General features: G+C 46.4%; 14 protein-coding genes. 7 read left to right on the top strand and 7 right to left on the bottom strand.

Features of this window, described 5'->3' with window-relative positions; all coding sequences use genetic code 11:
* Positions 1–282: 282 nt before the first annotated feature.
* Together GC096_RS16870 and GC096_RS16875 are read left to right on the top strand one after the other, a co-directional pair.
* Positions 283–1,257 (top strand): aldo/keto reductase family protein, encoded by a 975-nt coding sequence (locus GC096_RS16870; RefSeq protein ID WP_171631769.1) that lies wholly within the window; start codon positions 283–285, stop codon positions 1,255–1,257.
* Positions 1,258–1,424: 167 nt separating this feature from the next.
* The gene (locus GC096_RS16875) at positions 1,425–1,730 is read left to right on the top strand and encodes a magnetosome magnetite crystal formation protein family (RefSeq protein WP_171631771.1); all 306 of its coding nucleotides are present in this window, start codon (positions 1,425–1,427) and stop codon (positions 1,728–1,730) included.
* A gap of 51 nt (positions 1,731–1,781) precedes the next feature.
* On the opposite strand, the gene GC096_RS16880 is transcribed toward GC096_RS16875, so the two are convergent.
* Positions 1,782–4,652: a golvesin C-terminal-like domain-containing protein gene (locus tag GC096_RS16880; RefSeq protein WP_246302797.1), complete on the bottom strand. Its 2,871-nt coding sequence runs from the start codon at positions 4,650–4,652 to the stop codon at positions 1,782–1,784.
* A gap of 203 nt (positions 4,653–4,855) precedes the next feature.
* Here GC096_RS16880 and GC096_RS39350 point away from each other — a divergent pair, with 203 nt between their 5' ends.
* Both GC096_RS39350 and GC096_RS16890 read left to right on the top strand, forming a co-directional pair.
* The gene (locus GC096_RS39350) at positions 4,856–5,680 is read left to right on the top strand and encodes an AraC family transcriptional regulator (RefSeq protein ID WP_171631773.1); all 825 of its coding nucleotides are present in this window, start codon (positions 4,856–4,858) and stop codon (positions 5,678–5,680) included.
* Between the two features lie 98 nt (positions 5,681–5,778).
* The gene (locus tag GC096_RS16890; protein WP_171631775.1) at positions 5,779–6,717 is read left to right on the top strand and encodes an ABC transporter substrate-binding protein; all 939 of its coding nucleotides are present in this window, start codon (positions 5,779–5,781) and stop codon (positions 6,715–6,717) included.
* 63 nt (positions 6,718–6,780) lie between these two features.
* Here GC096_RS16890 and GC096_RS16895 read toward each other — a convergent pair whose 3' ends face one another.
* Positions 6,781–7,284, bottom strand: a complete 504-nt coding sequence (locus GC096_RS16895) for a dihydrofolate reductase (RefSeq protein WP_171631777.1) — start codon at positions 7,282–7,284, stop codon at positions 6,781–6,783.
* 24 nt (positions 7,285–7,308) lie between these two features.
* Positions 7,309–7,812: a GNAT family N-acetyltransferase gene (locus GC096_RS16900; RefSeq protein WP_376769506.1), complete on the bottom strand. Its 504-nt coding sequence runs from the start codon at positions 7,810–7,812 to the stop codon at positions 7,309–7,311.
* 596 nt (positions 7,813–8,408) lie between these two features.
* On the opposite strand from GC096_RS16900, the gene GC096_RS16905 reads away from it, so the two are divergent.
* The 3 genes from GC096_RS16905 to GC096_RS16915 all read left to right on the top strand — a co-directional run bounded on the left by GC096_RS16905 (position 8,409) and on the right by GC096_RS16915 (position 17,073).
* Positions 8,409–10,769 (top strand): immune inhibitor A domain-containing protein, encoded by a 2,361-nt coding sequence (locus GC096_RS16905; protein ID WP_171631788.1) that lies wholly within the window; start codon positions 8,409–8,411, stop codon positions 10,767–10,769.
* Between the two features lie 188 nt (positions 10,770–10,957).
* Entirely contained in the window at positions 10,958–15,352 is a 4,395-nt protein-coding gene (locus GC096_RS16910; RefSeq protein ID WP_171631780.1) for a family 10 glycosylhydrolase, read from the top strand.
* A 242-nt stretch (positions 15,353–15,594) separates the two neighbouring features.
* The gene (locus GC096_RS16915) at positions 15,595–17,073 is read left to right on the top strand and encodes an oligosaccharide flippase family protein (RefSeq protein WP_171631781.1); all 1,479 of its coding nucleotides are present in this window, start codon (positions 15,595–15,597) and stop codon (positions 17,071–17,073) included.
* Positions 17,074–17,142: 69 nt separating this feature from the next.
* Here GC096_RS16915 and GC096_RS16920 read toward each other — a convergent pair whose 3' ends face one another.
* The 4 genes from GC096_RS16920 to GC096_RS16935 are packed head-to-tail and all read right to left on the bottom strand — an operon-like array spanning position 17,143 to position 20,922.
* Positions 17,143–17,922 carry an ATP-binding cassette domain-containing protein gene (locus GC096_RS16920; RefSeq protein WP_171631783.1) on the bottom strand — a complete coding sequence of 260 codons (780 nt, stop codon included), beginning with the start codon at positions 17,920–17,922 and terminating at the stop codon, positions 17,143–17,145.
* A 15-nt stretch (positions 17,923–17,937) separates the two neighbouring features.
* Positions 17,938–18,720, bottom strand: coding sequence for an aliphatic sulfonate ABC transporter permease SsuC (ssuC, locus tag GC096_RS16925; RefSeq protein WP_171631784.1), 783 nt, complete (start codon positions 18,718–18,720; stop codon positions 17,938–17,940).
* Positions 18,689–19,870 (bottom strand): FMNH2-dependent alkanesulfonate monooxygenase, encoded by a 1,182-nt coding sequence (gene ssuD, locus GC096_RS16930; RefSeq protein ID WP_171631786.1) that lies wholly within the window; start codon positions 19,868–19,870, stop codon positions 18,689–18,691. Before ssuD ends, ssuC begins: the two co-directional genes overlap by 32 nt.
* A 38-nt stretch (positions 19,871–19,908) precedes the next feature.
* A complete protein-coding gene (locus GC096_RS16935) occupies positions 19,909–20,922 on the bottom strand; it encodes a sulfonate ABC transporter substrate-binding protein (protein ID WP_171631787.1) in 1,014 nt (337 codons plus the stop codon).
* Between the last annotated feature and the right edge of the window lie 495 nt (positions 20,923–21,417).

A 21,417-nucleotide genomic window follows, 5' to 3' on the forward strand; every position in this document is an offset into this window, starting at 1 on the left:
GGGGGCTACTGGGGCATGATGGACGAAAGCTACTTGGGAGGGCTATGGAAAGCTACAGTAGAGAGTTACTGGTGAGGGCTATCGAAAGCTACTGTGGAGAGTTACCGAGATATGTTACTGGGATGCATTACTGAGCAGCGTTACTACTACTGGAGGTGAGTTACTTCGCCCCCCACTACTTAACTTCACGTAACTAAGTGAACTAATAGTGCCTTCTTGTCGGCCAACCCTGCCTCCCTTATACTTACAGCACAATGGTAAATGAGAGGATGATTGTAACAGATGAAATATAGAAACATGGGACGCAGTGGGTTAAAAGTAAGTGAAATCGCCTTAGGAAGCTGGCTTACCTATGGAACAGCTGCCGAGCAAAAAGCCGCGGATGCTTGCATCGCGAAAGCTTTTGAAAGCGGCATTAATTTCTTCGATACCGCGAATGCCTATAATCGTGGCGAAGGCGAGAAAGCGATGGGCGCAGCGCTGAAAGGGTACGATCGCTCGAGCTATGTGCTCTCGACGAAGGTCTATTTCCCGATGGGCGATGGCCCGAACGATCGCGGATTGTCCCGCAAACACATCATGGAGCAATGTGATGCTAGCTTGAAGCGACTTGGTGTCGACTACATCGACATCTATTTCTGCCATCGGTATGACATTCACACACCGCTGGAAGAAACACTTCGCGCGCTCGACGATTTGGTCACGCAAGGCAAGATTATCTACCCCGCCGTCAGCGAATGGAACGGCTCGCAAATCACCGAAGCCGCAGGCATCGCTGAGCGTCTCCGTCTGCGTCCGCTGATTTCGAATCAGCCGATCTATAATATGTTCGAGCGCTATATCGAGCGCGAGGTACTTCCCGTATCCGAGCATAAGGGGCTCGGTCAGGTCGTCTTTTCACCGCTTGCACAAGGCATTCTAACGGGTAAATATAAGCTGGGACAGCCACTACCCGCCGATAGTCGTGCTGCGAACAGTTCCGTCAATGGTGTCATCAATAGCTATCTGAATGACCGTGTGCTGCAGACCGTTCATGAGCTGGAGCAGGTTGCTCAAGGGCTCGATATCTCGATCGCTCAGCTCGCGATCGCATGGGTGCTTCGCCAGCCAGGCGTAAGCTCCGCATTGATTGGTGCGACAAAGCCTGAACAAATCGAAGAAAACGTGAAAGCTGTGAATATTGAATTAGACGCAGCAGCTTTGGAGCAAATCGAAGCTATTCTTAAAAAAGTCGCAGACTTCTCTCCTGCACGCTAATCAAGGGAACAATAAGCTAAACAAAGAAGCCGTTCCTAAGGTCGGAAGACCTTAAGAGCGGCTTTTATGGTAGAGTAGGGTTTATTATCCATAAGAAGACTTGTAATAAATACCCAACACGAGGCGTATTACTTCTTATCTAACAATTTAGGAAATGGGAGGCTTTTATGGATAACCGACAAATATTATCCGCTTTAAGCTATTTCAGCGTATTTTTTGCTCCTTTTCTTTTGCCCATCGTTATATATTTCGTTGTTACGGACCGAGAGGTTAAGCATCACGCCAAATGGGCGTTCCTCTCACATTGCTTGCCCATCGCAGGCTTCATTCTTACCTGGATATTGGGTTTAAATAGCATAGTTAATGGCGGTCACATGTCACAGTTCATCCTACCATTGATGCTAACCGGGATTGCCTATTTGGTCGTGTTTATCTGGAATATTGTGATGGGCATTAAGGTGTTAGCTCGTTAAAAAGACCACCCAACACATTTTCGTGTCAGGCAGTCTGTATGGATGAAATGCTTAACTCACATTCACTCTTACCGTTTTCTTAAAGAAACCAATCCCGTAAGAAATATCTAGATATGTTATCCCGCTTGGCACCGTATAGGTCGCTCTCAAGTAATAATCATTGTTGCTCGCCTCTGTCACCGTGACCTTACTCTGATTGCCCGTATTCGTTGTGATGACGACCTGACCCGTTTCGACAGCACTCTCATTGAAATTAAGCGGTGCTTTCAGCTGGATGCCGATGGTGGTTCCAGGCGCTGCTGAACTAATCTCTGAGCTGAATATCGTATTGAATGCTTTCACCTCCAAATCATCAGCCGCTGAGTACGCTAATGAGTCATTCCATGCTGTGTTAAAAGCAACCCAGCCCTCTGTGTACCCGTGATCAGCCGTTGGTGAGAATGGATACGCCGTTTCTTTTGGAGCGCCATCAAGAACGCCAGGCACACTCATAAGATGACCATAACCGCCATTGTAGAAATCAAACCAACCCTTATTTACGCCAGCAATTTCTGTAACTGCATCATAACTGAAGTGTCTGCCAAATGGATTACGCCCGAATACGTCATCAATCTGAGCAATGCCTATCTGTTCTAGTCGATCCTTCATCGTGGTATTCGTGAGCACTCTTCTAGCCGCGTAAGCCGATGCCAAAAAGCCCGCTGGACTCCCCGGTTCGTTATACGCTGTCAAACCTCCCGTCCATTGATCCAGTGTTCCCGTTCCATCCGATGGATCGGCATATTTTCTAAGATCCCAGAGATTATTGGAGCGTTTAATCATCAGATCCGACCATGTATTGATTTTGGCTGAAAGTCCAGGTGGTGCAAGGGTTGGATAAACTTCCTGGAAATACGCAAGAGCTTCCATCGTAATATGCTCACTCATGCGCTGTCCTTTGGTATTGGCTGGATTGTTCAAATCAACATTGTTAATCAACCACAAACAATTGTTATATGCGGCATCAAAATAGGCCTGATAATTCGCTAATCCATCGCGCTTCGCCACTTCATACATGAGCAAATTCGGCACGATCGCATATCCGGGCGGCTGTTGGCCTTTCACCGTTCCGATGACCGACTGCGTTGCGAAAAGATTGTTATCGCTGGAGCCTCCCACATCGTACCATTGTAGATTCGAGTTGGCATTCGACCATTGCTGAATCGTAAAATCTCTAATTTGTGTATAAAAGCTGCTGCTTACAAAATTGCTGATCTGCGGATAAATGTAGAGGAAATAGGCGAGTTGCCCCTTGATGAGCGCATGCAAATCTTTGGCATTGTTCGTCTTGAGATCGTAATAACGCATGGCCCCGAACTTCATTAGCCAGATGATATCGGGTTCATTTTGCACACGAAGCTCCGGATATTGACTGGTCGAAAGATTGGAAATGCCATACGGCATCCGGTCATAAGCACTTGGGTTAGCCATATATTGCAGCACGAGGGAGTTGAGTTCGAAAGAGAACTGATGGCTATCGCGCCAGCCATACCCGGTATTGCCGCCAACATCAAACGTATCTTGACGGGATTGATCCATAAAACGCAGGGCTGGAACCATCGAAACCCGCTGCATCCAATACTTCCCTATCGCAAAATTGTACGAATTCTGCCCGCTGCTCTGCACATAATACTCACCGATGCTTGCGGGATTAAAGCTTGAGAAGTCAGCAATTTGCCCGTTGACGAAACCCGTGAATTCAGTGCTGTTATCAGTTGCCTTTTTCACATAAAAAGGGGTGCCATTCGCTACGTTTGTGACGGTTACCCGCTTCGGCTTGTCGAGATCATAACCGCTTTGATTGACAAAAATCGCAATTGTCGTGGTATCAGACCCCGAACCTGGCGGTGTGATCGGATCTGCCGCGTCCGCTGTCGGCTCGAATTTCACAGCATTTGCACGTGTGTTCCCTGATTTCACTTTGAGAGATAGTGTGAGTGCCGTATCGACTGTTGCGCTGACGGTAGCGATTTTGTTCCACATGTTCGGATTAACCGTCTGATTGACAGTCTTCACCCATGTTCCATTCAAAGAGGTAATCGTATAATCCGCACTTGTTGTGTTATTGCTGCTAGGGTACCAAGCATACACATTGTAATTCCCTGTTGCCGGGGCATTTTGACTCCAGGTTGCTGTACTGTTCGCAGTCGTCGAATACCTGGAAGCGGTTCCATTATAGCCCGTAAGTGAGCTATTGAGCCACGTTCCGGTCTCCGTGTAACCCGCATCCCCATTCGTGATGATGATCGGCGCAACGGAAGTCCCATCATCAACGACAATCGTGTCGAAGCTAGCACTCTGACCATACGTACGCAGACCGACTGCCCCCTGGGTGATGGTCGTGTCGGTTGTGGAGATTTTGGCCGTTGTCATATCGTCCAGATAACCTTTCAAGGCGGATCCATTCACTTCTAGTTTCAATGTGTGCCACGTGTTCAAATCCATGGCAAATCCGTATGAGCCTAGGAGTGTAAAGGTACCACTGCTTTTGCGATAAAGCTGCAGCCCGCTCGTACCGTGAATCCGAAGCAAATAATAATTGTTCGCATCCGTATAACGAGCAATGATACCTGAAGCAGCCGTAGCATTCATCGTATGGAGCTTCATACTCGCTGAAACTGCGTAATTCGCCCAGCTCGTATTGCCCGAATACGCAACCCCTTCTGCGCTTGAATTCGTATTCGACTGTTTATACGTGTAAGTTCCATCACTGACTACTGCCCACGTCCCACTTGTAGCCGTCCACCCTGTGGCATTCCCGTCCTCGAAATTATCACTAAAAATCGATGCTGCAAACGCCCCTTTACCGCCTGGAAAGACCCCTAGGATGAAGGCAACTAAACTGATCAATATGAGATATACATTCACTTTTCGACTAAGCATCCGCACAATCCAAACACCTCCTATGAGCTTGGAATCCCTTCTCCACCTAGTCATATGTTGGTTTTGCGTGATTGAATACGCTTGCCGAAATAAAAAAAATCGAACAAGCTTTGCTTGTTCATTGTACATAGACTACTGAACAAGCTATATTCTAGGGAACACTATTATTTATTGCACCTACGTGAAAAGAAGAGGTGACCCTTGTGCTTGATATCAATGCACTCGCTGCACATTATACAGGACGAATCGTGACGGTTGCCGGTGTATTTAAAGCTGCGATACCCGCGAATAGTACCTATCATTCCTACACCAAGGAACGCCGTACACCAACTTCTGGGTATGTGTTTATCGTGAGAGGAAGCGGCTCGTTCATTTTTAACGAAACCACCTATTCGCTTCAAGCTGGCATGGTTGTCCATGGAGGCCCACAGATGACATTGACCATGAAGACAGAGGATTCGGAGCTGGAATATATCCTTGTTAGATACTCGCTAGAAGATGTAGCTTCTACTGTTCAACCCGCTCACCCTTCGCTGACAAATGACCATTTCCAATTAGAGCCTGGCGCTAATCCTATATTAAGTGAACACTTGAACCAATTATATGAGTCCTTTTTCACACCAGGGAATATGGCGTTAATTCGGACTGGATTTCTATTCAATATGCTCATTTATGAGCTGTTTGCTTCCTGCCTCAATCGACTCAACGGGAACAGCAAGGATATGATCGCACTGGCGCAAGACTACATTCATAACCACTATATGGATACTTTAAATTTGCAAAAGCTTGCTGACATACATGGAACAAGCCCGAAGTCTTTTTCTTATTTTTTCAAAAAATACACCGGTGTGTTCCCCATCGATTACTTGATTCAACACCGTATGAAACGTGCTCAGGAGCTGCTTATGCTTGGAAATTATTCCATTAAGCAGGTTGCCGCAAGCGTTGGTTATGAAGATGCTCTGTATTTTAGCCGATTGTACAAAAAGCACTACGGTTACACCCCAAGCCAATCCCAACGAAATTAGCGAATAATCCATATCGAATTCTTCATTTGTCCATTTTCAGAAAGCGGACTTGTTTGATATAGTCTATTGGTAATGAAAATCATTATCAAGGAGAATGAATGATGTTTCTATTTAAAAAGGCCTCTATACTCACATTTAGTATCTTATGTGTTTTCGCTATACTTGCTGCGGGTTGCGGAAATGGCGGCAAAGCTAGCTCAACGGATACACCTGCATCATCCAGTGCTGCAACAGCAGCTCCGACAACAGCACCGGTCAAAAAAGGTCCCTCCAAAATCGTCGTCACGTATTTCCCATATGCGGATCACCTCTTTGCACTCGGTAAAGCCGATGCGGTAGCGGGTGTTGTCAATCTGAAATCGTTGCAAGATTTCCCAGTTTACGATACGTTTTTGAAGAGCGGCAAGGTTGCTAATCTCGGCGAAAAGATTGATTTTGAGAAAATCATGGCGCTGAACCCTGATCTGATTATCGCTTCGGATGCTGATCAGAAGGATCTTGAACAACTGAATAAAATCGCCAAAACCGTCACGGTAAAAGCCACTTTAAACTGGCAAGAAACGATTCGTGGGGTTGCCGCAGCCGTAGAGGAAGACGCTGCTGCTGAGACTTATATCAATCAGTTCCTCAGCAAACAGACAGAAGTTGCCGCAACCATGGAAAAGTCCGGAGCCAAAGGGAAAACTGCCTTGTTCATCATGCCTTGGAAGAAAGGTTTTACTTACTGGAGCGGTTCCCGTATGGCGATTTACTATGAGAAGCTCGGATTTAAACCTTTTGAGGGGATGAAAAATGTCGGTGATATTACGCTGGAGGGTATCAGTGAATTGAATCCCGAGTATATCTTCATCGGCAAAGATTATACGAATACCAGTGAAGTTACGCTAGATTCGCTCAATGCTAACCCTATTTGGAACTCTCTAACTGCTGTCAAAAACAAAAAAATGTTCGTGGTCGACACAGAAATATTAGGGCCACTGGCCATGGGGCAAGTGAAAGGTTTGGATTACATGTCCAAGTTATTCTCAGCTAAATAAACGTTTAAATCGTAATGAAAGAGCCGTCCCTGGAAGGTCGAATGACCTAGGAACGGCTCTTTTTTAACCAATTGTCTCTCTATGTACCTTAGTATACACATGAAAATAATACGTATACGGATTCGCTTCATCCCTAATCCCTTGTTCGACGGAAATCTCATCCCACTCCGAATAATCCACCTCAGGAAAGAAGGTGTCTCCATCGAATTCATGATCGATTTTGGTCATATAGAGCTTATCCGCGTAAGGTAAAAATAAACGATAAATTTCTTCGCCGCCAAAAATGAAGATCTCTTCTTCTCCGCGACACATCGCTAGTACTTCTGCAACGGAATGGGCGACCTCGCACCCCTGGGCGGAATAGCTCGTATCCCTAGTCAGGATGATGTTCCGTCTACCAGGCAACGCTTTGCCGATGGACTCAAAATTCTTCCTCCCCAAAATGATCGAATGCCCCATCGTCGTTTTCTTTACATACTGCCACTCTTTGGGCAGTCGCCACGGTAGATCATTATTTTTACCAATAACGCGATTCTTGTCCATTGCTACGATGAATGAGATTGTCAAAGAGATCACTGCCTTATCTTGAATTTACGGTTCCGTAACAGATAATTTCATCCGTATGCCCGCTATGGTTTGCCCTGTATGATTTGTTTTCTTCTCTACCAAATAGGGCTTAAACCCTAGCTTGGTGTAAAATAGCAATCCTCTTGTGTTCACATTATGACAAACAAGATGCAGTTCTTGTACTTCTAGCTCATCTTTCGCTTTGGCAATCATCGTGCGGATCAAAGTTTCGGCTGCTCCCGTACCTCTGGCTGCTGGAGAAACGATGACGTTGCCAAGCCAACAGTGCTTATCTACCTCTAAACCATATATGTTCGCGTACCCCCGTATCTGCCCCTTCTCATCCACCACGACGGTTTGCTTCAATCTATTCTTAGTAGACTCCACGAGTTGTTCAGACGTAAGCGGGAATTGCAGTAAAGGTGACATATAATACAGCTCTTCCGCATTGCGCGGAAAGGAGCTAATTGTCTGGAAATCCTCGTTAGATGCTGATCTACATGTGAAGATGGAAATCCCTCCTTTTATGGTTAACGCCCGAAAAGGGCGTTACAGTACACTTTCCTCGCCGCGCTTGCAGCTACGGGAGCACCATAAGGCCCGAAATGGGCCTTATTCTCCTGCGCTCCGGCGGCGACCCCAGCTGTAACGTCCAAAAAGGGCGTTACAGTGCTCTTTCCTTGCAGCGCGGCGGCCACGGGAGCACTATAAGGCCCGAAATGGGCCTTATACCTCCAGCCCGCCGGCGGCGACCCTAGCTGTAACGCCCAAAAAGGGCGTTACAGTGCTCTTTCCTCGCAGCGCCTCACCGCGTCGTGGCGCAGCCCCAATCCCTCTTCATTCGCATAGCCATACAAATTCGAGAGGAAACTCACGTTTCCTTTATTCATCTCCGTGACGCTATCAAACGACAAAATGAGAGAGTTCATGTCGAAAAAGGGAATATATGGGTGGGTCCATATGAGCAGGACCATAAGCACTTACTAGATTAGTCGAATCTAGTATTTAATTGAAATGACCATCGGTCAAATACATAGATTGATTTTGTTTTCAATTTTGTTTTCGATTTCAGTTTCATACTCTATTTTGCAGGAGGTTTCCTATTGAAAAACTACACCTCGAAGATGACTAGAGTTTTACTAGCAACAAGTTTAACCGCAGGACTTTTCTCAACAGCCGCTTTCACAACATCAACATCTGCGTCTGCAGCAGAATCTGATTACGCAGCAGCACTTGAGGCACCGCCGGTCGATTTGAATATCGTCGATGATGATCGACTGGCCAAAGGCTTAATGGACCGAGGGATATTAAGTAAAAGCGCTACGCCTGAACAAATCAGTAAAGCTGTCAAATCGTATGTTGCTGCCAAGAACAATAAAATGGCGCCAACAACCAAAATGGACAAGCAAAATAATGAAATCGACAGAAGATCCAAGGAGTTCATTGCGAAGCAAAAAGGTAAGCTTTTATCGCAGCTGAACAAAGGCCATCAGGATTTGAAGAATGGTCTCCCCAATGGCATCCCTATTCCATCCGCCAAACAAGATGCCTACAACGGTCCCGTGCGTGAGGATAAAGTCCTCGTTCTTTTGACCGAATTCTCGGATTTTAAGCATAACAATGTGAAGCAAGAACCTGGATTCATGTTTGCCAAAGATTTTAACCGTGACCATTATCAGAAGCTCATGTTCGGCAATAAAGATTTCACTTTATTCGACGGTTCTAAGATCAAAACCTTTAAACAATACTATGAAGAGCAATCCGGTGGCAGCTATACGGTGGACGGCTATGTCTCCGATTGGTTAACTGTTCCAGGCAAAGCCGTGGAATACGGTGATGACAACCCAGCAGGAGGTCATGATAACCTCAACCCCAAAGGGCCTCGAGATCTGGTGAAGGACGCGCTCAATGCTGCAGTTGCAACCGGCCTCAATTTAGCTGACTATGACAAGTTCGATTTATATGATTTGGATGGCGATGGCGATCAAAATGAACCCGACGGTCTAGTCGATCATCTCATGATTATTCATGCAGGTACGGGCCAAGAAGCTGGCGGCGGTCAATTAGGCGATAATGCCATTTGGTCTCATCGTTGGACGCTAAGCAGTGTGTATGCGATTCCGGGAACAACGACGGGGGTTGACTATTGGGGTGGCCGAATGGCTGCTTATGATTATACGATCCAGCCTGAAGATGGCGCTGTGGGGGTATTTGCTCATGAGTACGGTCATGACTTAGGATTGCCAGATGAATATGATACCCAGTATTCCGGGCAAGGTGAGCCGATTGCCTCTTGGTCCATCATGAGTGGCGGCAGCTGGAACGGCAACATTGCGGGGACAACACCTAGCTCTTTTTCACCTCAAAATAAAGAGTTTTTCCAGAAAACCATGGGTGGCAACTGGGCCAATGTGACTGAAATTGACTCTTCCACCATTACGAAATTAGGTAAAGCTGCCATTATTGATCAGAGTGTAACGAAGTCCAACAATCCAGGTATCGTCAAAGTGACTTTGCCGGATAAAGCAGTGGCAGGCATCCAGCCCGCGTTCGGGACGAAGTATTATTACAGCACGAAAGGCGATAACCTGCACACGACGCTTTCCACGCCTGAATTTGATTTATCCCAAGCACAAACCGCTACATTTGATTTTAAAACGCTCTATGACGTCGAGTTTGAATATGACTATTTGACGGTTACAGCTTCTACTTACAACGAGCAAGTAACCCTCGATATCATCGGTGACAATGACACGAATGGCGACGCGCGTGCAGAAACCACAAACGGAGCTTGGGTAGATAAGTCCTATGATTTAAGCCATTTTGCCGGTAAAAAAGTAACCCTCCACTTCGACTACGTCACGGATGGCGGGCTCGCGCTGAATGGTTTTGCGATGGATAATGCGAAATTAACCGTGAATGGTCAAGTCGTATTCTCCGACGATGCCGAAGGCGCTTCTCATTTTAACCTTGATGGCTTTGTCGTCTCGAACGGTATTGAATTTAAGAAGCACTATTACTACCTGGAGTGGAGAAATTACGCGGGGTCCGATAAAGCTCTTGCCTTTAGCCGTGGTGTCAAATACAATACGGGACTCCTTGTGTGGTACGCAGACGATAGTTATTTGGACAACTGGACTGGTATCCATCCTGGACAAGGATTCCTTGGCGTCGTTGATTCTCACGCTGATGCGATGATTTTCAAGAAAGATGGACAAGACTCTGTCTCGCAAACGACACGTTATCAAGTAGCGGACGCGGCCTTCTCGCTGGATAAAACACCAGCTTGGTACATCAACAACCCTACCCGAGGTGAGTATACGTATAAATCGCTGCAAGGCGTCGAGGAATTCTCTGATTCCAAGAGCTATATGAATACGTTAATCCCAGATGCTGGTCGCCTGGTGCCGAATTATGGCTTAAAGTTCCGAGTTGTTGGTGAAGCCAAGGATAATTCTGCTGGATTGATTTGGATCCATAAATAATTTAGTTCACACAAAAGCCTGCAAACATGCAGGTTTTTGTGCTTTTCCTGCATGGAATTACAGATATAAATATTTGAAATAAAACTTCATAAAAAACTAATAATTTAAAATTTTATTGCAAAGATAATAGTTTTTGATTATCATGGTAACAAGTTCATATAAACTACCAAATTTAAGGAGGCGAATGTATGTTCAGTTTTAATAGATTTAGAAGGCAAGTTTCTATGATGTTAGCCCTTGCCATATTAATGAGTTCTTTTATAGGGTCGCATGTAAACGCTTCCGAAAATGAGAACACTCTTCCTACATCTGTAAATTCAGTAAGTGTTACGAGCTCTACGTACAGCAAAATAGAAATTGCTGCTGCTTCGCTCACGATTACTCCAAGTTCCACTCAGACTTATTCGCTTACTGCTTACGATTCGGGTGGTACTCCCGTCCAGATTGGATCGGATCTCGTAACATGGCAGGCGGACAGCAGCATTGGCACCATCTCTGCTAACGGGGTACTAACCGCTCCAGCGGTCGCAACGGGTTTCGCGCATGGATATGTACATGCAACTTATGATGGACTTACGACTTCAAGTCTAGTTCTAGTAGGGAATACAGTAGCTACTGTTTTTGAAGATTTCGAGAGTACAGTTAAAAATGGAAAAACGGTGTTGAGTGCGGACAGAACGACTTCGACAGCTCCAATAGCTCCACCCTCATCTTCTGTCGTGAGTATTGTCAATCGTCAAGCAGATCCGGTACTTTACGGCAATAGCTCAGCAAAGCTTTCATATAACATGTTATTGAGTCCTCCCGGTACTTTCGGAGTCTATCTGAGCTTACACGATTTAGCGACCGGAAGTTTAAATCGTCCGATTCCAGATAACCCGAAGAAGGTTGGTGTCTGGGTTTATGGAGATGAATCTATGCATTGGCTTCGTGCACGACTAAGGAATGTAACAACGAGCGCTGTCGCCACGATTGATTTCGTTCCAACTGCATCAGGTATCAACTGGAAAGGATGGCGGTATGTCACCGTCGATATTCCAAGCAATCATAAATTTATGGATCTCTACGTGGTTGAAACGAATAATACCAAAAAGAATGCAAGCGTTATTTACTTCGACCAATTAAGCGTCTTTTATACAAACACTACAACGTTTGGTCTAGACATTCAGGGACTTACACCGATGAAAGTCGGACAAACGAGAACAGCACAAGCTTATATAACGAAAAAAGATAGTGTAGCTCCAGAACTTACAACTAACGGAGTCACCTATTTGAGCAGCCGTCCAGATATCGCTTCTGTAGATGGCAATGGTCAAGTAACAGCCCTAAAGTCAGGCAAAACATCGATTGTTGCTCTCTATGCAGATGCGCAGCCAGCTGTTTATGAGCTGACCGTAAGCGATACGCCACCTGTTGTTGATGCCATTGAATTATTTGGTTCACCAACGCTGGAAGCAGGTAGAACGAATACATTGCTGTTAAGGGCTGCCTTTGCAGGTCAAACTGCCAAATTGGATGTTACAGCTGATAGCGGTGCGAATATGACAAGCTCTAATACAGATGTGGCTATCGTGGAAAGCAACGGTAAAGTGAAAGCTCTAAGCGTTGGTACTTCAACGATCACAGCTACATTCGGTGGGCAAACCGCTTCTTACTTAGTGACCGTCATTGAACCCGTACCCGTGCTTACAAAAATCCAGTTAGTAAATATGCATTCACTTACAATTGGGTCTACCCTTACGGCCAACGTAAATGCGATCTATAACTTGCTTGATCAACCGCAATCACCTGTCTTAGTGTCCCAAGGTGTTACCTTCACTAGCAGCAAACCAAGTGTAGCAACGATTGATGCATCCGGTGTTATTACTGCATCTAATGTCGGAGTAACGCTTATTACAGCCACCTTAGGAGCTAGAACCGCAACTTATTCGCTGGTTGTCAATCAGGTTCAGTCCGCTCCAAAAAGAGAGATGAGAGCTGCATGGGTAGCATCGGTTGAGAATATTGACTGGCCGAAGAAAGGCGTAGTCAATGCCGAGCAACAGCGGCAAGCATTCAAAGACCTACTAGATAGCCTAGCTGCCACTGGTATCAATGCTATTATTACACAGGTAAGACCGACTTCAGATGCGCTTTACCCATCTGAGCTTAATCCGTGGTCGGAATGGTTAACCGGCACACAGGGCCAAGATCCTGGCTATGATCCCCTGGCCTTCATGATTGAAGAGGCTCGCAAGCGGAATATGGAGTTTCATGCTTGGTTCAATCCTTATCGGATCAGAAATGATCAAGACACTAGTAAACTAGCCGCGAACAGTCCTGCGAAGCTACATCCGGAGTGGGTAGTAGACTATGGTGGAAAGCTTGGCTACAATCCCGGCATTCCAGCTGTGAAACAGTATGTTATCGACAGCGTGATGGAAGTTGTTAAAAAGTATGACATAGATGGTGTTCATTTTGACGATTACTTCTATCCCTATCCAGTTACAGGCGTGGATTATCCAGATAGTGCTGAGTTTGCACAGTACGGAACTGGCCTCTCCTTGGGGGACTGGCGTAGACACAATGTCGATTCGCTCATCCAAGAATTATCACAGGAAATAAAACTAGAGAAACCCTATGTACAGTTTGGCATAAGTCCATTTGGTATCTGGAAGAATAAGTCTGTTTCACCAGATGGTTCGGATACGAACGGATTGCAAAGTTACGATACGATTTATGCGGATACCGTCAAATGGATTCAGCAAGGTTGGATTGACTACGTCACTCCACAGTTATATTGGTACATTAACTACGGTCCTGCGGCTTACGATAAATTGGTCGATTGGTGGAAAGAGCAAGTAAAAGGAAGAAACGTCAATCTGTATACAGGTAATGGTGTTTATAAAGTCGGTGAAGACCTTGATCCGAACTGGCAAGATCCTGAGCAGATTCCTAATCAGATTAAGTACAATCGTAATTTTGCAGATGTGAAAGGTACGATGCTCTTTGGTGCAAGCAGCGTGCTCAATAATCCGTTAGGCGTGAAAGATAATTTAGCTAATTCACTATTTCGTTATCCTGCCTTATTGCCGCAAATGAGCTGGCTGGATGCAATTGCGCCTGATGCACTGCAAGAGGTTTCCGCTCAATCTGCAAGATCAGGTGTTAACCTAAATTGGCGCGATGCTCAATCCGACACCGCTTATTATGTCATCTACAGAGCACACGGGGGAACTGCGCCTGACATCAACGATCCTGCTACCATATTGAAGCAAGTCAGGAAACAGCCAGATACGGCTCAGAGTATAGTGGATACAAGTGCGATTTCCTCTGAAACATACTCATATATCGTAACGGCTGTGGATCGGCTTCATAATGAAAGTCCAGCTAGTGAGAGTAAGACAATCACTTATGTTCAGCCGGAAGCAGATCCAGATCCAGTGCCACAACCAGGACAAGGTTCCGTATTGCCGTCTGCGCCAACCACTGATGTCCAAGTGATTCAAGCGTCTGAGTTGCAAAGTACGAATGAAAACCAAGTAACGATAACCGTTAAACCTAATGTAGAAACGATTCAATTGCCTGCGCATACAGCTAGTCTACTTGGCGGCAGCAAAGATCTCGTTCTTCAGTTGAATGCCTTATCCATCATCATACCTAATTCCGTATTGACAGTAGCTGAGCGAGTAGTTCCGAGCAATGATAACACTTCTAAACTCATTTTCTCCGTTATCCCTGTATCGGGAGATCAGTTGACATCCTTGGAGAATAAAGGCGAGATTAAACATGGAGCTAAACTTCATGCCGCTGCCGTTTATCACTTGAAGTTAACGGTTCAGAGTTCTGATGGAACAAGTTCGGAAATCAATACATTTGTCAATCCAATGCGTTTCACCTTTACAGTTCCGCAGGGGATCGATGCTTCCAAAGCACAAGTCTATTATGTGGCTGAAAATGGTGAACTCGCTTATGTAGATGGACAATTATCAAACGACAAGAGCTCAATTACAGCAAGTATCTCCCACTTCAGCACGTACGGAATTTTCGAATTCAACAAGACGTACAATGATGTTGCCAATGGGCATTGGGCGTACACAGCAGTGGATGATTTGAGCCGCAAGCTCATTGTAAACGGTGTGGACGACCAATCCTTTGGGCCAGAACGCAGTGTAACCCGTGCCGAATTTACTGCTCTTCTTGTAAGGGCATTAGGTATGAAAGAAGCTACTGCCACTCCTTATCAAGATGTGCAATCTTCCGATTGGTTTGCGAGTGAAGTCGCTATTGCTCATAAATTAGGGATCGTTACAGGAATGACAGATACTATTTTCGATCCAAATGGTACCGTAAGTCGTGAGCAGATGGCGACGATGCTAGTGAGAGCCTACCTAATTAATCACCCCCATGTTAAGGAACTATCCGGGGATTCTAAGTTCTCAGATTTCATGAGCGTACAGGAATGGGCTAAACCATTTGTTAATCAAGCTGCACAACTAGGATTGGTAACTGGGCGGGAAATGAATGTATTTGCGCCTTCAGCCATCTTAAATCGTGCGGAAAGCGCGCAAGCCATATTTAACTTACTTCATCTGATCAAATAAAAGAACACCACCCCTTCTTGCAGTTATTGGATATGTAAACCAAAACTGTATAAGGGGTGGTGTTTCGTTATCGTTGGGATTTGCAATCCCCGTATTACTCTTTCAACCATTCGAGGTCACATATAATCTCTGAATACCTCCATTTATCTCTCTTTACCTGCCATTCCTGCGGTTGTCAACCTGGTAGGGGTCTGCTACTCTTTGGATAACAATACCTATAAACGGGAAAAGGGGCTACCCCTATGCTGAATCGGAATGTCATGCTAACGGATACGCAGCGATTTTTGCTTCGCAATGTGTCTATCATTGTACTCGGTCTCTTCATTAACCAAATGCTCCAAACCGTGGGAAGCATCGTTCTAGCTCGTGTCTTAGACGATCCAACCAAATTCGGCCAAGTGAATCTTCTTTTGCAAATTTTCGGCATGGCCTCCTTGTTTCTCAATGTCGGATTCAACTCCTCCTTGATCTATACCTTTTCTAGGAAACCGGCTGAAGCGTTACAAACCAATTTTCGCGTTGCTTTTTTCGGGAGCTCACTATTCGGGGTTATCTTCGGGATCATACTCGCGCTACTCGCACCCATCCTAGCGAATTATTATCATCTACCTGAGCTAAAAGGAGCCCTGATCCTGAGCTCAATCATGTTTGTTTTCAACTCCATCATCAATATTGGCGTCGCTTCTTTCTCAGGAAACCGTGATTTCAGCGTTCAAGCTTTCTTCATGGTGATCACCACGACACTTGCCACTTCGGGTACCGTTGTCGGTGTATTATTGCCCATTGGCTCGTTGAACCTTCTCGAAAATATCTCGCTATGGATGAGCGTTGGGGCGATCTTGACGGCTCTTTTTATTGGTTGGAAAGTTGAACGTGTGCATAATCCGAAATGGTTCGGCGGCATCCCTATGCAAGAGGTGAAGACCATGCTGGCTTATGGTCTCCCGTCCTGGGCAGGGAACATTGCCAAAGCGTTTCAACAACCTTTCCTAGTCATGATGGTTGGTTCCAGTTCGGTTATCGCTGTCGGCTATTTATCCAATGGCTTCCGAATAACAGGCTTCATCGGGATCATTACGTGGGCGTTCATGATCGTCACCTTCCCATTCGTAGCCGAGAGTGCACAGGATTTGAAGGAAAGCAAGCAACGTGGGACGAGCTGTGTCCGGTATAACAATATTTTTCTGTATCCGCTAACAGCGCTCATCTGTTTATATCCCGATCAAATCAACGGTTTTCTATTCGGGGAAAGCTTCACATCCGGAGACTCCGCTGCTTATATTCGACTGATGGCTTTAGGCGTCTTATTCTCCTCCGTTGGTCGTCTTGGCGGAAGCATTCTAGCGGGAATTGGCAAAACGAAAGCCAACTTCTGGGTCATGATCGTCGCTGGGATTTTCGTTATTGCCATTGTTCCTTTCATTGCAGCTAAAAGTCCCGTCTTGGCTGTTTGTATCTATACAGGTGGATGGGCTGTCTCCGCGCTCGCGATGATTGGTTTCTTCTACTACGAAAAGTTCCCGCTTGACTGGTGGAAGGCTTATGGACAGCCTCTTCTGCCTACGATCGGAATGATGGCCATTATGGAAGCCGGCTCGTTTACGAAGGGGTGGTATCCCCTTTTCATCGTCGCTGGTCTCGTAGGTTTGCTCATTTTAACGATTATGATTGAAAAACGCCCCCATACAGGGACTGACATACATACGACAGCAGCCCGCTAAATTGGTGAAAAGCAGAAAAGCACTTCAAAGGCAGTTATACCGCCTTGGAGTGCTTTTTGTTTGCAAATGCTAGATTGAATATGCGTATTTGCTATTTGTTGTAATATCCCCTAGAGCAGGATTCTGCTCCTTCACCAATATGCGATCCAGAATCAACTGTTCAAAATATGCGAACCCGCTGTCCCGCACGCGAGGGCGTGGGAGCGTTATTTTCACATCGAGGGCGATCTGCCCTTCTTCGATTAAAATGACACGATCCGCAAGCTGAACGGCTTCCGAAACATCATGCGTCACGAGCAGCGCGGTGAACTTCTGCTGGTACCACAGCCGCTCAATGAGCTGCTGCATCTCAATGCGAGTCAACGCATCGAGCGCGCCGAGCGGTTCATCCAACAGCAGCAGGCGAGGCTGCCCAGCCAAAGCACGAGCCAGTGCAACGCGTTGGCGTTGCCCCCCGGACAGAACCCCCGGCCATTCATTCGTTCTGTCCGCAAGTCCCACTTGCGCAAGAACCTCCTCGGCGCGCGCGCGCGAGCCATCTTTCACCCCAACTTGGACATTCGCGAGCACGCGGTTCCATGGAAGTAGACGTGCATCCTGAAACAGCACACGTGTTTCGGAATGGATCCCTTTGAGTGTCTGGCCATCGACCTCGATTTCGCCGCTCGAGGGCTTATCCAGCCCGGCGATTAAGCGCAGCAGTGTGCTTTTGCCGCAGCCGCTTCGCCCGACAATCGCGATAAACTCGCCTGCTGCTACGTCCAACTCTACACCTTGCAGCACTTGCTTTTGGCCAAAAACTTTCGCAGCCTGCTTCACTTGTAATCGAATGCCAGTACCTTCCGCCATCGTGCCCACTCTCCTTTATGGTTTCAAGAAATTAGGATGCCATTGCAGCCATGCGTGTTCCAGAAGCTTCGCTATATAGTCAGATATTTTGCCTAGCAGGGCATAGACGATAATACTCAGAATAACGACATCCATTTGCAAAAATTCTCTCGCATTCATCGCCATATAGCCAATCCCAGAAGAGGATGAAATCGTTTCGGCCACGATCAAAGTTATCCACATAATACCTAGTGAAAAACGAACCCCAACCAAGATCGAGGGCAGCGCACCGGGAATAACAATTTTGCGGAACAAATGAAAATGGCGAAGCCCGTAAACACGACCCATTTCAATCAAACCTGGATCAACGGATCGAATACCATGGAAAGTATTTAAATAAATCGGGAAGAACACGCCTAACGCAACGAGAAAGAGCTTGCCTTCTTCACCGATACCAAACCAGAGGATGACCAAAGGAATCATCGCCAGATGAGGGATATTCCGCAGCATTTGTACGGATGTGTCCGTCACTTTTTCAAGGATAGGAAAGAGTCCATTAATTAAGCCTAGGGCAAATCCGATACTGCCGCCAATCGCAAAGCCGATGAATGCTCGTTTGGAACTGGCACCAATATACGTAAATAAGGTACCTTTCTCTGCCAAATGAACACCCGCTGCGAATACAGCTGAAGGTGTAGATAGAATTCGGGTAGAAATCACGCCAAATTGCCCCAATAGCTGCCATAAAACAATAAGTACGATCGGAAGCGCCCACGGGAGCAGCCCTTTAACCAGAGACTTTGACAGGTTGGTTGTCATCGGACCGACCCCCCTTTGCTGGCTTCGGCAACTCGGTGTTGGCGATGAGTTCTCCAAACGGACTTACGTAATTCGCAGATTCAGTTGAGCGTTTCTTCGTTTTCAAAGGCAAATGCGGGAACAGCAGCTCCGCTGTCCGATAAGCTTCCTCCAAGTGCGGGTAGCCAGAGAAGATGAACGTCTCAATGCCCAGGTACGCATACTCTTTCATGCGTGCCGCAACCGTCTCTGGATCACCGACCAAAGCTGTCCCTGCACCTCCGCGCACAAGCCCGATGCCTGCCCACAGATTAGGACTAATCTCTAATTTGGTCCGATCACCCTTGTGTAGTTCTGCCATACGGCGTTGGCCGACGGAGTCCATGGTTGCAAATATTTTCTGCGCAGATGCAATAGTCTCATCATCCAGATGGGAAATGAGGCGATTGGCATCAGCCCAAGCTTCCTCTGTGGTTTCACGTACAATGACATGCAATCGAATACCAAACTTCACCGTGCGGCCCCGCTTTGCTGCAGCTTCGCGAACAGTCTTGATTTTCTCAGCGACTTGAGCTGGAGGCTCTCCCCACGTTAAGTACACATCGACATGATCTGCTGCTACTTCAATCCCAGCTGGTGAGGAGCCACCGAAATAGATCGGCGGGTATGGAGCTTGGATGGGCGGATAGACAATCTTCCCGCCTTTGACTTTTAAATGTTCACCTGTGAAATCAACTTGCTCACCAGCAAGCTCTTTCCGCCAGATGTGGAGGAATTCATCGGTCAACTTATAGCGATCATCATGCTCCAGGAAGAGTCCCTCTGCTTCAAGCTCCTTCGCATCGCCGCCGGTGACGACGTTGATCAATAAGCGACCATCCGATAACCGATCGAAGGTGGAAGCCATTCTGGCCGAAAGGGTCGGCGACATCAAGCCCGGTCTGACAGCGACTAGGAATTTCAGGCGCTCTGTCACGGGGATCAAGGAAGAGGCAACGACCCATGCATCCTCGCAAGATCTGCCCGTCGGCAGCAGTACGCCACCATAGCCTAGTTGATCAGCCGCTTGCGCAATCTGCTTCATGTAGCCATAATCGACCGCGCGTGCCCCTTTCGTTGTACCAATGTATCTGCTGTCTCCGTGTGTCGGAATGAACCAGAATACTTCCATCGTCATCGTCTCCCTTATCCTTTATGAGTAGCTCGAACCTATTTCGTAGCTGGCAATACGGCATCTTTCACTTTAATTTCTTTCGGGATCAGTCCTAGTTTGAAAAAGGTATCGGCAATTTTCTGTTGTTCATTAATCAAAGCATCATCAATCGGCTGGATGCCGTACGTTCTGCGTTTTGCTGCACGCTCCAGTGAAGGTACGTCAATACCTAACTGCGGAGACAACGTTTCGGCAAGTTCCTTGGGATGATCCTTGGACCATGTATCTACTTTAGCTAGTTGATCTAATACAATCTTGACGGTCTCTTTATTGTTTTCTGCGTAGCTGCGAGTAGCTAGATAAAACTCATGATTGGCAACGGTGTCTTTGCCGTCAGCCAAGATTTTCGCTTTGGCAGACGTTTCTGCTGCTGAGAAGAACGGATCCCAGATGACCCAAGCATCGACGCTGCCTTTCTCAAACGCTGCTCTGGCATCGGCCGGAGGGAGGAAAACAACTTGAATATCTTCATATTTCAAACCAGCTTTTTCGAGCTGTTTCACTAACAGGTAATGCACGTTGGAACCTTTATTCAAGGCAACTTTCTTGCCTTTCAGCTCGGCAACGGATTTAATCTCTGACTTCTCTGGGATGAGGATCGCTTCACTTGCTGGGCTTGCCGGTTCATGCCCTAAGTAAACGAGCGGCGTCCCTGCAGCCTGTGCAAAAATCGGCGGTGCTTCTCCCGTATGCCCCACATCAATGCTGCCAACATTCATCGCTTCTAGCAGTTGAGGACCACCTGGAAATTCCGTCCATTGGATGGTGATGCCTTTTTCTTTCAATGCTTTATCTAGCTCCCCGTTTGCTTTCAGGAAGTTCACTGTGCCGTATTTCTGATAACCGATGCGTAGTGTCGTACTTTTCTCGGATTTCGTGGTAGTTGTAGCCGCAGGCGCCTTCGTGTCGTCAGCAGTACCCGTTGTCGACTTGGAAGCTGCTCCGCAACCGCTCAACACCGTAACTAGCAAAGTGGATAAAACGAAACTCATGATGACATTTTTTTTCATGATAAAGCCCCCTTATTTCTTATATAGTTTGTTTACAGCGTGCACCGATTGGATACAAAAAAAAGAGACACAGCACTTCCCCTTCATGGAAGTTTCGCTTGTGTCTCCGGTGGTCCGGTCGATACATAATTATTCTGATAAGATTACTTGGTTTTAATTTATCAGCATTCTTGGTGTACGTCAATAGTTTTATTTGAAATTTTTGGAATTGGCCCCAATAAGGGGTACCGGGAAGGAGAAGGAGAAGGAGAAGGAGACGCAGCACAGAATGAGAAGGACGCAGAAGGAGAACTCCAACCTCCTCAGTTGGCAAAGTTGGTTTTCCTCCTAGCCCTGTTCCGAGAAACTAGGAAGCCTTACTCCTACTGATCCAGTCTTTACTAGAAGGCGCGAGGGGCAGTGTAACAGTTTAGATGGAAAATCTACAGTTAAATTTGGCGAATTCCTTGGGTTACGGCGATTAGATGGAAAAAGTCCAGCTATTTTAATCAGTAT

The organism is Paenibacillus plantarum, assembly GCF_013141695.1.
GTDB lineage: Bacteria > Bacillota > Bacilli > Paenibacillales > NBRC-103111 > Paenibacillus_E > Paenibacillus_E plantarum.

What these genes read in the sequence shown, in the direction of transcription:
- GC096_RS16870 (WP_171631769.1), top strand. Translation starts at nt 283, where the DNA reads ATGAAATATAGAAACATGGGACGCAGTGGGTTAAAAGTAAGTGAAATC.
- GC096_RS16875 (WP_171631771.1), top strand. Translation starts at nt 1,425, where the DNA reads ATGGATAACCGACAAATATTATCCGCTTTAAGCTATTTCAGCGTATTT.
- GC096_RS16880 (WP_246302797.1), bottom strand. Translation starts at nt 4,652, where the DNA reads ATGCTTAGTCGAAAAGTGAATGTATATCTCATATTGATCAGTTTAGTT.
- GC096_RS16890 (WP_171631775.1), top strand. Translation starts at nt 5,779, where the DNA reads ATGATGTTTCTATTTAAAAAGGCCTCTATACTCACATTTAGTATCTTA.
- GC096_RS16905 (WP_171631788.1), top strand. Translation starts at nt 8,409, where the DNA reads ATGACTAGAGTTTTACTAGCAACAAGTTTAACCGCAGGACTTTTCTCA.
- GC096_RS16910 (WP_171631780.1), top strand. Translation starts at nt 10,958, where the DNA reads ATGTTCAGTTTTAATAGATTTAGAAGGCAAGTTTCTATGATGTTAGCC.
- GC096_RS16915 (WP_171631781.1), top strand. Translation starts at nt 15,595, where the DNA reads ATGCTGAATCGGAATGTCATGCTAACGGATACGCAGCGATTTTTGCTT.
- GC096_RS16920 (WP_171631783.1), bottom strand. Translation starts at nt 17,922, where the DNA reads ATGGCGGAAGGTACTGGCATTCGATTACAAGTGAAGCAGGCTGCGAAA.
- ssuC (WP_171631784.1), bottom strand. Translation starts at nt 18,720, where the DNA reads ATGACAACCAACCTGTCAAAGTCTCTGGTTAAAGGGCTGCTCCCGTGG.
- ssuD (WP_171631786.1), bottom strand. Translation starts at nt 19,870, where the DNA reads ATGGAAGTATTCTGGTTCATTCCGACACACGGAGACAGCAGATACATT.
- GC096_RS16935 (WP_171631787.1), bottom strand. Translation starts at nt 20,922, where the DNA reads ATGAAAAAAAATGTCATCATGAGTTTCGTTTTATCCACTTTGCTAGTT.